The 12,271-nt window shown below is 36.2% G+C and carries 6 protein-coding genes and 1 pseudogene; 4 read left to right on the forward strand and 3 right to left on the reverse strand.

All coding sequences use genetic code 11. The annotated features are described in order from the left end of the window. Positions 1-205: 205 nt before the first annotated feature. Positions 206-9,535: a non-ribosomal peptide synthetase gene (locus tag AC5JMF_RS07690; RefSeq protein ID WP_495795113.1), complete on the forward strand. Its 9,330-nt coding sequence runs from the start codon at positions 206-208 to the stop codon at positions 9,533-9,535. 40 nt (positions 9,536-9,575) lie between these two features. Here AC5JMF_RS07690 and AC5JMF_RS07695 read toward each other — a convergent pair whose 3' ends face one another. Beyond that, positions 9,576-9,755, reverse strand: coding sequence for a hypothetical protein (locus tag AC5JMF_RS07695; protein ID WP_495795114.1), 180 nt, complete (start codon positions 9,753-9,755; stop codon positions 9,576-9,578). Positions 9,756-9,762: 7 nt separating this feature from the next. After that, positions 9,763-10,176, reverse strand: coding sequence for a hypothetical protein (locus AC5JMF_RS07700; protein ID WP_495795115.1), 414 nt, complete (start codon positions 10,174-10,176; stop codon positions 9,763-9,765). Positions 10,177-10,264: 88 nt separating this feature from the next. Here AC5JMF_RS07700 and AC5JMF_RS07705 point away from each other — a divergent pair, with 88 nt between their 5' ends. The 3 genes and pseudogenes from AC5JMF_RS07705 to AC5JMF_RS07715 all read left to right on the forward strand — a co-directional run. Then, positions 10,265-10,441, forward strand: a complete 177-nt coding sequence (locus tag AC5JMF_RS07705; protein WP_495795116.1) for a hypothetical protein — start codon at positions 10,265-10,267, stop codon at positions 10,439-10,441. Continuing rightward, positions 10,428-10,661 carry a hypothetical protein gene (locus AC5JMF_RS07710; RefSeq protein ID WP_495795117.1) on the forward strand — a complete coding sequence of 78 codons (234 nt, stop codon included), beginning with the start codon at positions 10,428-10,430 and terminating at the stop codon, positions 10,659-10,661. The genes AC5JMF_RS07705 and AC5JMF_RS07710 overlap by 14 nt, the downstream gene beginning before the upstream one ends. Before the next feature lie 11 nt (positions 10,662-10,672). Next, a pseudogene (locus tag AC5JMF_RS07715) lies at positions 10,673-10,877 on the forward strand (hypothetical protein); the annotation flags it as partial. A gap of 104 nt (positions 10,878-10,981) precedes the next feature. Here the strand turns inward: AC5JMF_RS07715 and AC5JMF_RS07720 are convergent. Continuing rightward, the gene (locus AC5JMF_RS07720; RefSeq protein ID WP_495795118.1) at positions 10,982-11,881 is read right to left on the reverse strand and encodes a nucleotidyl transferase AbiEii/AbiGii toxin family protein; all 900 of its coding nucleotides are present in this window, start codon (positions 11,879-11,881) and stop codon (positions 10,982-10,984) included. Between the last annotated feature and the right edge of the window lie 390 nt (positions 11,882-12,271).

Below are 12,271 nucleotides of genomic sequence, written 5' to 3' on the forward strand. Positions count from 1 at the left end.
CTTCTTTTTTACATCCTTAATTTGGGTATTATACCGAATTTGTCCGTATAACCACCCTTTACGAGAGGATTATAAAGAATTTTTCATTGATTTAAGGGGGATTTTTTATACTTTTCAAATATTTTTGCTATATATAGAATATAACAAAATATACTTAAAATTTGTAAGTATTAATACGTAATTAAAAATCTGAAAAAATATACTTATGAAAAAGATAGAAGATACTTTTCTAGAGTCTTATGCAAATCCTGAACAATTATGGTGTGGTTTCTTGCACGATTTTACAGCCCCTGTTACAGAACAGGAAAGGCATCAATTATTAATTGAATGGAATCAAACTCAGACAGATTATCCCCAAGATAAGTGCATTCATCAGTTGTTTGAGGAACAGGTAGAGAAAACACCAGATGCGATCGCGGTGGTGTTTGCAGACGCGCAAAGCGCGACTCGAAGAGTAAATCAACAACTTACTTATCAAGAACTCAATCAACGTGCAAATAAATTAGCTAATTATTTGCAATCATTAGGAGTACAATCAGAAGTTTTAGTGGGTATTTGTGTAGAACGTTCCCTAGAAATGGTTATAGGAATATTAGGGATTCTCAAAGCTGGTGGAGCTTATGTACCTTTAGATATTGCCTATCCTCAAAAGCGTTTAGCTTTCATGCTGTCAGATTCTCAAGTTTCAATCTTGTTAACACAACAGCATTTAGTTGAAAAACTTCCCGAACATCAAGCTAGGATAGTTTGTTTAGATGCTGATTGGGAAGATATCGTCAAAACACCAAGTCAACCAACAAAAATAGCCATTAAGCCTAATAACCTCGCCTATGTTATTTACACTTCTGGCTCAACAGGTCAACCTAAAGGTGTTCTTATTGCCCATTGTAACGTCGTTCGTTTATTTGCAGCCACGCAGCCTTGGTTTCAATTTAGCCAGAATGATGTTTGGAGTTTGTTCCATTCCTACGCATTTGACTTTTCCGTGTGGGAAATTTGGGGTGCGCTTTTCTATGGTGGTCGTCTCGTTATTGTCCCTTATTATGTAAGTCGTTCTCCTGAATTATTTTATAATTTATTATTGCAAGAAAAAATTACAGTTCTAAATCAAACACCTTCTGCTTTCCAACAACTGATACAATTTGAAGGGTCTTTAAGTAATAATAGTAATTCTAATAGTAATTTGAATTTACGCTTTGTTATTTTTGGTGGAGAAGCACTGAATATTCAAAGCTTAAAACCTTGGTTTGACAGACATGGAGACAAGTTTCCTCAATTAGTGAATATGTACGGTATTACGGAAACTACTGTTCATGTTACCTATCGCCCCATCAATATAGCCGATTTAAATTCTTCATCAAAAGTAATTGGTTGTACGATTCCAGATTTACAATTTTACATATTAGATTCTCATTTGCAACCTGTACCTGTTGGTGTAGCTGGTGAAATTTATGTCGGAGGTGCAGGTTTAGCGCGTGGTTATTTAAATCGACCAGAATTAACTGCCCAAAGGTTTATTTCCCATCCTTTTAATAATCAACCAGAAGCACGTCTTTATAAAACAGGTGATTTAGCTCGTTATTTACCTGATGGTGATATTGAGTATCTAGGAAGAATTGATAATCAAGTAAAAATTCGCGGTTTCAGAATCGAGTTAGGAGAAATCGAAACATTATTAAATCAACATCCAAATCTGAGAGAAGCTAAAGTTATCGCTAGGGAAGATATTCCTGGAGATAAGAGATTAGTCGCCTATATTATACCCAACTCTGTAAAAGAGGAATTTCACTCATTACAATCAGAAATCTCATATAAAACACGCGATTACCTAAAACAGCAGCTACCTGATTATATGATTCCCGCTGCTTTTGTAGTGTTAGAGTCTTTCCCTTTGACTAATAATGGTAAAGTTGACTATCGCGCTCTTCCTGCTCCCAATTACACATCTGCTCGAAGTAATTATGTTGCTCCTCAGAATCCTACAGAAAAATTTATCGCTGATATTTGGAGTCAAGTTCTGAAGGTAGATAATATTGGAATTGATGATAACTTTTTTGAATTAGGTGGACATTCATTACTAGCGACACAAGTTCTATCCCGGATTAGACAGGCATTTAACCAAGAAATCCCAATCCATTTATTATTTGAATTTCCTACTATTGTTCAATTTTCCAAGCATCTTGGTATTACAGAAACAACTAATAATAATTTATTAATACCAGTAGTAGAACCAAGACAACAGCTAGAGATTCTACCCCTATCTTTTGCTCAACAACGTCTCTGGTTTTTAGACCAATTACAACCTAATAGCACTGCTTATAATCTTGTTTACAGTTTTAAAATTCAGGGTTTACTTCACATCGCTGTTTTGGAAAAAAGCATCGCTGACATCATAGAGCGTCACGAATTATTACGCACAAATTTTGTTTTTATCGACGAACAAGCGATACAGATTATTAATGATAGCTGGAAAAATAGCTTTAGTTTACCTGTCATTAATTTACAATCACTATCCGATGATAAACTAGAAATAGAAGCTGCAAAAATAGCTAAACAAGAAGCAAAAAGGCCTTTTAATCTTGCGAAAGATGCTCTATTTCGCGTTCATCTGTTGCAATTGAGCGCAGAAAAATCTCTACTGATATTTAATATTCATCACATCATTTTTGATGGCTGGTCTTTTGGGATACTATTTGCAGAATTGAACGCAATTTATACAGCTTATTGTGAAGGTTTGACTTCTCCGTTAACGAAACTTCCTATTCAGTATGCAGACTTTAGTTTATGGCAAAGAAAGTGGTTTACTGATAGTAACTTAGAATCACAATTTTATTATTGGAAACAGCAACTAAGTGGAATTTTACCTATATTAGAATTACCTATAGACCGTCCCCGTCCCAGAGTCCAAACCTACAGAGGAACAACAAAAACCTTCGTTTTATCACCAGAGTTAACTGCAAGTATCACATCTTTTGCTCAAAAAGAGGGTGTGACTTTGTTCATGACTTTACTAACAGCGTTTAAAGTATTACTTTGTCGCTACAGCGGACAAGAAGATGTAATTGTAGGAACTCCCATTGCAGGACGTAACCGCAGAGAAATTGAGGGATTAATAGGATTTTTTGTTAATACTTTAGCATTACGGACTAATTTAGCTGAACATCCGAGTTTTAGAGAATTATTAAGTCGAGTCCGACGGGTATGTTTAGAAGCATACACCTATCAGGATGTACCATTTGAGCAGCTAGTTGAAGTTTTGCAACCAGAACGCGATCCCATTCATACTCCTATTTTTCAGGTGATGTTTGCTTTGCAAAATGCACTAATAGGAGAATTACAATTACCAAATTTGAATGTAGAAGTTTTAGAACCATTAGTAACAACGGCGAAATTTGACATCACTTTGTCAATGGAAGAACGGAATGGGCAGTTAATAGGTGAGTGGGAATATAATACGGATTTGTTTGATGATTTGACAATGGAGCGAATGCTCAAAAATTTCCAAGTTTTATTGTCTGAGATATTGACTGATTCTGAACAAAATATTTGGAAATTACCTTTACTAACTGAATCGGAAAAGCATCAATTATTAATTGCTTGGAATCAGAGTGAGGTAAATATTAATAATGATAAATATATTCATCAATTGTTTGAAGAACAGGTAGAAAAAACACCTGATGCGATTGCGGTAGTGTTTGAAAACGAAGAAATAACTTATCAAGAACTCAACAAAAAAGCTAATCAAGTAGCAAATTATCTGCGAAAACTAGGAATCAGTGCGAATAAATTAGTCGGATTGTGTTTAAAACCATCTTTAGCAAGAATTATTGGGTTGTTAGGAATTCTCAAAGCTGGAGGTGTCTATTTACCACTAGACCCAGTTTATCCTCAAGAACGTCTCAGGTTTATGATTGAGGACTCGCAAGTTACTATTCTTTTAACTCAAAAATCTTTAGCTGATAAGTTATTCATAAATTTGCTGCAAGTTGTGAATTTAGATGCAGATTGGCTACATATTGCAATCGAATCTACAAACAATCTGCAAAGTTGTATAAGTGCGGACAATCTGGCTTATATTATTTATACCTCTGGTTCAACAGGAACACCGAAAGGAGTTTTGATTTCACATCAAGCGATCGCTCATCACTGCCAGAATGTTATACAATACTACCAACTCAATTCGAGCGATCGCATTTTACAATTTGCCTCCGTCAGTTTCGATGTTTCCTTGGAGCAAATTTTAACAACTTTAGTAGTGGGAGCTACGCTGATCATTGCTGACGCAAAATTATTAACTCCCTCGGAATTCCACCAAAAATTGATTAATTATAGTTTGACTGTTGTTGACATTCCTCCTGTTTACTTAACTCAATGGTTGCAGTCTCTAGATGAAAAGATTTGTTTCGCTCCCATAAATCAACTCAGATTAGTCATTTGCGGTGGTGAAGCACTACCAGCAGAAACCCTAAAAATGTGGTACAATAGCCCGATAAAAGGAGTAAGCTTAATTAATGCTTACGGACCGACAGAAGCAACCATAACAGCGATCGCTTTTACAGTTCCTCAAGACATTACAGCAATCGAATCTTATACCAACATTCCCATTGGTCGTCCCTTACCAAACCGCAAAGTATATATTCTCGATCCTCAGAAAAATCTTGTTCCTATCGGTGCTGCTGGGGAGTTATATATTGGAGGAGATTTGGCACAAGGTTATTTAAATCGACCGGAATTAACGAATGAGAAGTTCATTTTTCATCCACTAGAAAATACCAAATTGTATAAAACGGGAGATTTAGCTCGTTATTTACCTGATGGTAATATCCAATTTCTGGGACGCATCGACAACCAAGTTAAAATACGCGGTTTTAGAATAGAATTAGGAGAAATTGAGACTTTATTAAATCAATATCCAGATTTGAAGGAAGCTAAAGTTATCGCTAGAGAAGATATACCTGGCGAACAAAGATTAATTGCCTATATTATCCTTTACTCTGCCAAAGAGGGAATAGGTAATAAAGAAATAACCTTATTACAATCAGAAATATCCCATAAATTACGTGATTATTTGAAACAGAAGCTACCTGATTATATGGTTCCTTCTGCTTTCGTGGCTTTAGAATCTTTCCCTTTGACTCCCAATGGTAAAATTGACTACCATGTTCTTCCTACTCCCGATTTTTCTGCTTATCGAATTAGATATACTGCTCCAATAACTCATACACAAAAAATTCTTGCTCATATCTGGAGTCAGGTTCTGAAAGTAGAAAATATTGGCATTGATGAAAATTTCTTTGAGTTAGGTGGACATTCATTGCTGGCAGCTCTTGTTGTCTCGCGTATCAGACAAACCTTTAATCAAGAAATACCATTAAGCTTACTCTTTGAATATCCTACTATTTCGCAACTTTCCCTAGCGATCGGTATTACCGAACAAACTAACAATTCTTTATTATTGCCACCAATTGAACCCAGACAGCAACAAGAAAATCTACCACTTTCCTTTGCTCAACAACGTCTTTGGTTTTTCGCACAAATAGAACCCAACAGCACTGCTTATAATATGCCCTTCAAGCTACGGCTTCAGGGTGTACTAAATATTACTGCCTTAGAAAGAAGTATAGGCGAAATTATACAACGTCATGAAATTCTGCGAACTAATTTTATTTCAAAAGACGGAGAACCAACTCAGGTAATTACTAAAAATATTGATTTCAAATTACCTATAATTGATTTAGAATCGTTGCCTAATAAGCAGCGAGAAATAGAAGCAGAAAACATAGCTCAACAAGAAGTAGAAACACCTGTTAACCTAGCAAATGATGTTCTCTTTCGTGTTAAACTGTTGCGGTTAAAGGCAGAATCGCATCTACTATTATTTAATATTCATCATATTATTTTTGATGGTTGGTCTGATGATATATTGCAACGGGAACTGGCGGCACTTTATCAAGCCTTTTCTACAGGAAATCCCTTACAATTACCATCCCTTTCCATCCAATATGCTGATTTTGCCTTGTATCAGCACCACTGGCTTACAGATGAATTTTTAGAATCTCAACTTGTTTACTGGAAACAACAATTAGGTGGAGCCTTACCTGTTTTAGAATTACCTATGGACTCTCCCCGTCCACAAGTCCAAACTTACCAAGGTGCTTCCCATACTCTGTTGTTATCTTCGGAATTAACTGCAAACATCAAAACCCTCTGTCAAAAAGAAGGGGTCACTTTATTTATGACTCTATTGGCAGCATTTAAAGTATTACTTTTTCGCTACAGTGGACAAGAAGATATAATTGTGGGAACTCCCATCGTAGGACGCAATCGCACAGAAATTGAAAATTTAATTGGGTTTTTTGTCAACACTTTGGCTTTGCGGAGCGATTTGAGCGGAAATCCTAGTTTCCGAGAATTACTAAATCGCGTTCGACAAGTTACTTTAGACGCTTATACTCATCAAGATTTACCTTTTCAAAAGCTAGTAGAAGAACTCAAACTTGCAAAAAGTATCAGCTATAATCCAGTATTTCAAGTTTGGTTTAACATGGTTACCTTGGCTCAAGATTCTCTCAAACTTAATGATTTAATGGTCGAACCCATTTCTATTATTGAAACCACTTCTAAGTTTGATTTGAATCTCTATGTAGGAGAAGAAAATAATCAAATTCATCTACGATTTGTTTACAATACACTTCTTTTCAATGCAGATACAATTCAATGGATGGCAACGCATTTCCAGAAATTGCTAGAAAGAATTTCTATTTATCCAGAAAAAACAATCTCTAGTTTCTCAATTTTAACTGAAACGGAGTGTTATGAATTATCACATCAGCGTCATCAAGTTAGTCCTACTAATTCATTTATAGAATTTCCCAAACAAGAGATTGAACAATCTATACCATCACGATTTGAGCAGCAAGTAACAAAATACCCTCATCATATTGCTGTCAAAACTCAAAATTATCAATGGACTTATAAAGAGTTAAACACTCAAGCTAATAGGATAGCTCAAGCACTTCTTGAGGAAAATAACGAGCAAGAGAGTAAGATTGCCCTGTTATTTGATCATGATGCACCAATGATAGCTGCAATTTTGGGAGTCCTGAAAGCAGGTAAAACTTATATTCCTCTTGACCCCAAATATCCCCAAGATAGGGTTTTATATATTCTCGAAGATTCGCTTGCTCAAGTGGTTTTAACTAATCACAAAAATTTGAGTTATGCTCAAGAATTAGTTGAGGGTAAATTGCCCGTTATTAATATTGATGATATTAAGATTAATGATTCGTTTTTAGAAATTAACCAAGAAATATCAGTAGATACTCTTGCCTATATTCTTTATACTTCTGGTTCAACAGGAAAACCCAAAGGAGTTCTCCAAAATCACCGCAATGTCCTACATTTCATTAGAAACTATACTAATAATCTTCATGTTTCATCAGAAGACAAGTTAAGTTTATTTGCATCTTATAGTTTTGATGCAGCAATTATTGATATTTTTTCGGCTCTTTTGAATGGTGCTACTCTGTACCCATTTGATATCAAGTCAGAAGGTTTAGCTCACTTAGTTGATTGGTTAGAAGTAGAGAAAATTACTATCTATCATTCGACTCCTACGGTTTATCGACATTTTATTGAGATATTAAATTCCCAAGAATCAATTGTCAAAAAGCAGCTTTCTCAGGTACGTTTAGTAGTATTGGGAGGAGAACAAGTTCTTAAAAATGATGTTGAATTATATCAAAAATTCTTTGCAGATGAATGTATTTTTGTTAATGGTTTAGGCTCAACAGAATCTTCTTTCAATCTTCAATATTTAATTGATAAAAACACCAAAGTTACTCAGAAGTATGTGCCGGCAGGTTATGCTTTTGAAGACACAGAAATTATTTTGCTTGATCGTGAATGTAAACAAACTGATATCTATGGAGAAATAGCGATTAGAAGTCCTTATATTTGCCTTGGATATTGGCAGAAACCAGAATTAACAAAAGCAGCATTTTTAGAAGACCCGCAGGGTGGGAATAAGAGAATTTACTGCACTGGAGACTTGGGACGCTTGCGAGCTAATGGTGTCATAGAATGTTTAGGTAGGAAAGATTTTCAAGTTAAAATTCGTGGTTTTCGGATTGAATTAGGAGAAATTGAAGCTTTATTAAACCAACATCCTCAAATTAAAGAAACTGTTGTCATTGCTAGAGAAGATATGATTGGAGAGAAGCGATTAGTAGCTTATATTATTCCTAGAGAAGGTGGGGCTATTATCAATGAAATAAAACAGTACTTGGAGCAGAAGTTACCTGATTATATGCTTCCTGCTGCTTTTGTTGTACTTGATGTTATGCCTTTAACTCCTAATGGTAAGATTAATCGTCTTGCGCTTCCCACTCCTGATTTTAACAAGTTGAAATCGGCAGAATATACTGCTCCATCTGATGATTTAGAACTAAAACTTACCAAAATTTGGGAAAATGTGTTGGGTGTTCATCCCCTTGGATTGAATGATAACTTTTTTGATTTAGGAGGACATTCTCTATTAGCTATAAGGCTAGTTACTCAAATTGAAAATATATTAGGTAACAATATTACTCCGAATACTTTTTTCCAAGCTCCAACAATTAAAAAACTAGCTAATATACTTCGTCAAGAAGAATTTTCTACTTCTAGTTCTTCATTAGTTACGATTCAACCTCATGGTTCAAAAAGACCTTTTTTCTATATACATACTATTTACGGAAGTTTGATATATAGCTTGAATTTGTTGTCTAAATTAGATGCAGACCAACCAGTTTATGGATTACAAGCAAAGGGTTTAGATGGTATAGAATCTCCCCATACCTGTGTTGAGAATATGGCATCTCATTATATTAAAGAAATAAAAACTGTTCAGCCACACGGGCCATATTTTCTGGGAGGATGGTGTGCAGGAGGTGTAATAGCTTATGAAATGGCACAACAACTTTATGCTCAAGGAGAGACTGTTGAATTACTAACTATTTTTGATGCCTATCCTCCGAAAATGATACCTCCAGCAAATAAAGGTGTAAATTCTGTATCTCCCATCAAAATAAAGTTGTCTCATATCCATCAATCTATATTGAGTTTAAAGGATATGATTAAGCGCAGCCGTAGCTCTTTTGCTAATTTGACACTTCAACAGCAGATAAAATCTATTTGGGAAAAGATTAATCGCCGAATTCAAAATCGAATTAAGGAAAATGTTTACCAATTTTATGTGAGGAGGAATCTGCCTTTACCTCGTGCATTTTTCAACTTAGCGGTGATAGATGCGATCTCGACTGCTTACAAAAATTATTATCCTACAGTTTATCCAGGGAAACTAATATTTTTTAGAGCGGTCGAACAAACTCAAGAATATACTCGTTATCTGGAAAGGTGGGAAGAATTAGCTGCTGGCGGTTTAGAAATCCATGATATTCCTGGTCATCATGATAGTATTATGTCTGAACCTCATGTACGGGTTTTAGCTGAAAAATTAAAAGTTTGTATTGAAAGATTAACTAGAATTTATTAAGTTTATAGTCTTCACGTCGATACATAGAGCAACAGATTGATTAATAACTGACTAATGACAAAAACTCCTCAAAAGATTGATACACACTTTCGTCTTTGCGTAAATTGGAAATCTTAAATTCTGACCGCATCAACCCAAATCGGAACATTACATTTGAGCGACAACCGCCAACCACAGTCAGTAGACCGAAAAATTCTGCGATCGCCTTGAACTTCTGCATCGCCTCATCAGAAGAAGCGATTTTTATTTTGTGCTATTTCTTTTTCATCCAGTAATTCAACATCGCCAGATAACCCTGTAAACCAGGATATTTCCCAAGAAGAAAACCCATCTACAGCAACAATCACGGTGACGGCTGTCGAAATTCCTGAGTTGACAGAGTTAGTTGTTGGCAGTCCGCAGTCAAAGAAGCTGGTGGTAAAGTGCCAACTGGTAGAATCGTCAAAGATGTTGTGCAGCGCATTATGGAGCGAACGCAAGTACCCAATACCTACCAGATCGGTGAAGTTTGCCAAATTCTGGCCAAGGACAACCCGGAACTTAGGGGTAAGGGTGGCTGTTGGGCTATCGTCACAAGAGTAAATAATTTCAGCTGTACTGTAAGGGTCTGGGATGGAGAGCTGACAGTTGGGTTGAAGCATCTCAAGTCATTCGATTACCTGCCCTAAGAGTGCCAGCAGATGCAGCTCCTTTGCGATCGCCTTACTCGAATATATTCCGACTCGCTCTTTGGAGACGGTCAAAAATCTATTGCAGTCATTGGGTAAGCTGAATCGGGCTTATCTTACTGCGGTGGAAGAGAAATTGTTGGGTGTGATTGAAAAAGAATACGGCATCATAGATGAGATACCACGTAATTCTCACTTCCCGCAAGGACTAGGAGAAAACAGTAATGCAAAGTATTAAGTTATGTTCTCATGTTGGGGCTGACGGAGTTTTGCATCTGGACATTCCAGCAGGGATAGTCAGTGGTGATATTGAAGTAGAAGTAATAATTAAACCCATAACTCCATCAAAAAGAGAGTGGATGCCTGGTTTTTTTGAAGAAGTGATTGGTGGTTGGGTAGGAGAACCTCTAGAAAGACCAGAGCAAGGAGAGTTTGAGACACGGGAGACGCTGTTTTGACCTATCTGCGGCATCAGTTAACTGGAGGGTTAAGACGAAGGTGGGCTAACAAACCTTTGAACACATTTACTGTTAGCGTAGCGGGCGCGCGTACTCGCGCGACAGCTTTAGAGGCTTTTAGAACAGCTATGACAAGAGCGATTTTTTGATTGGTTGACTCTCAATCGTGACCTGTTTGCTGCTTATAAAGCCACTTTGGGCTATATTTGGGCTTGATTTTTGTTTAAGTCCCGTTAAGCATCAGTACATATCAAAGTTATCTGTTTAGTCCAGGTGGGGGGTGTGGAGTTACCTGATGAAGCCTGTAATTTAGATGGCGTTTAATTAAAATCAACAAAAAGCAAATTTAATCCATTCATTATTACTGGAATTTTGTTTTCAGGTACATTCAACTGTTGAAAACATTTATCTCTATATTCTTCTCGTTCAATGAAATTGTTGATGGCTTTAACTAGGGGCTTTTTCACTTCGTAGGTTTCTTCAGCTTTAGCAATTGCCCGTAAAGTAATTTCATTATTTACGCGCAATATTGCTAAATCAATTAAATCTCTAGATTGTGTGCTTGAATCGTTCCATCTATCGGCGTTAGCCATAAGCTTTGATGTGAATCTATCACCTGTACTCAAGCAAGGAATATTAGCCCAATTCGGATAAACAGGAGGGTCTAAGATAAAACCTCCATTGGCTACAATTTCTACTTTAATATTCGTTTCGTTGACGGCAACGGGAAAACGGATGCCATATTGATTTATTGTACTTTCACCTAATCGAATATCTGTTGGGCTTTGAAATAATGCAGCAATTCCTTCATCGTACACCAAGTTTCTTAAATATCTGTAATTTTCAGTTCCGTAGGGGAAGAGAAAATCAATATCTTTACTCAGCCTATATTCATCATATTCTAACGCCAAGAGTGTACCACCTGCGAAGTGTGCATCAGCTTTTTGAAGAACTTCTCGATTAAAAGTATTAAGGATTTTCAGGATTTTATTATGATGTTCTAGGTGAAACATTTCTAAATCTGGCAAGATCCAAGAGTTGTATTTTTTGGCTAAATAATGAACAAAATCTTTTTCGGATTTCTGGAAATTATTGAAAGTAGTTTGATGATGCCAATTGCGTTGATACAATTGGAGCATTTCTTTCTCTGTCAATTGATAAACATTATTTAGTTGCCAACCAACAGACTCTAGGAACGGTAGGTTTTGCGGATTAGGCATAGTAGCTAATTAGGGAGCATTTGCGGCAGCTTTACCCATTATTATAGTTAAATTCTAATATGATTTTGCAACATATAAGTATTGCTGTGTAAGGATTTGAGCCATTTTATCCCAACAGTACAAACTGCTTGAAGATGAGGCGCGAACTTCAGTTGACTGGAACTATATGATACTGATGAATCCGTGGGGGCTTCAATGCGTGAATTAAGCGAAGGGGTTGACCACCTTTCGATGGGTGTATATAAGTTGCACTTATATACAACTTAAGTAAATTTTTTCGTCATATTTCTTTACAATCTATTACAAATCTTCTAATATAGAAATCATCATAAAATCATGACCGCAACCTTACAACAGCGCCAAAGCGCCAACGTATGGTCACAGTTCTGC

The sequence above is a fragment of the Desmonostoc vinosum genome, assembly GCF_059505385.1.

Bases quoted from the DNA above. Each gene is read 5' to 3' on its own strand.
- AC5JMF_RS07690 (WP_495795113.1), top strand. From the start codon at position 206: ATGAAAAAGATAGAAGATACTTTTCTAGAGTCTTATGCAAATCCTGAA.
- AC5JMF_RS07695 (WP_495795114.1), bottom strand. From the start codon at position 9,755: ATGCAGAAGTTCAAGGCGATCGCAGAATTTTTCGGTCTACTGACTGTG.
- AC5JMF_RS07700 (WP_495795115.1), bottom strand. From the start codon at position 10,176: ATGCTTCAACCCAACTGTCAGCTCTCCATCCCAGACCCTTACAGTACA.
- AC5JMF_RS07710 (WP_495795117.1), top strand. From the start codon at position 10,428: ATGCAAAGTATTAAGTTATGTTCTCATGTTGGGGCTGACGGAGTTTTG.
- AC5JMF_RS07720 (WP_495795118.1), bottom strand. From the start codon at position 11,881: ATGCCTAATCCGCAAAACCTACCGTTCCTAGAGTCTGTTGGTTGGCAA.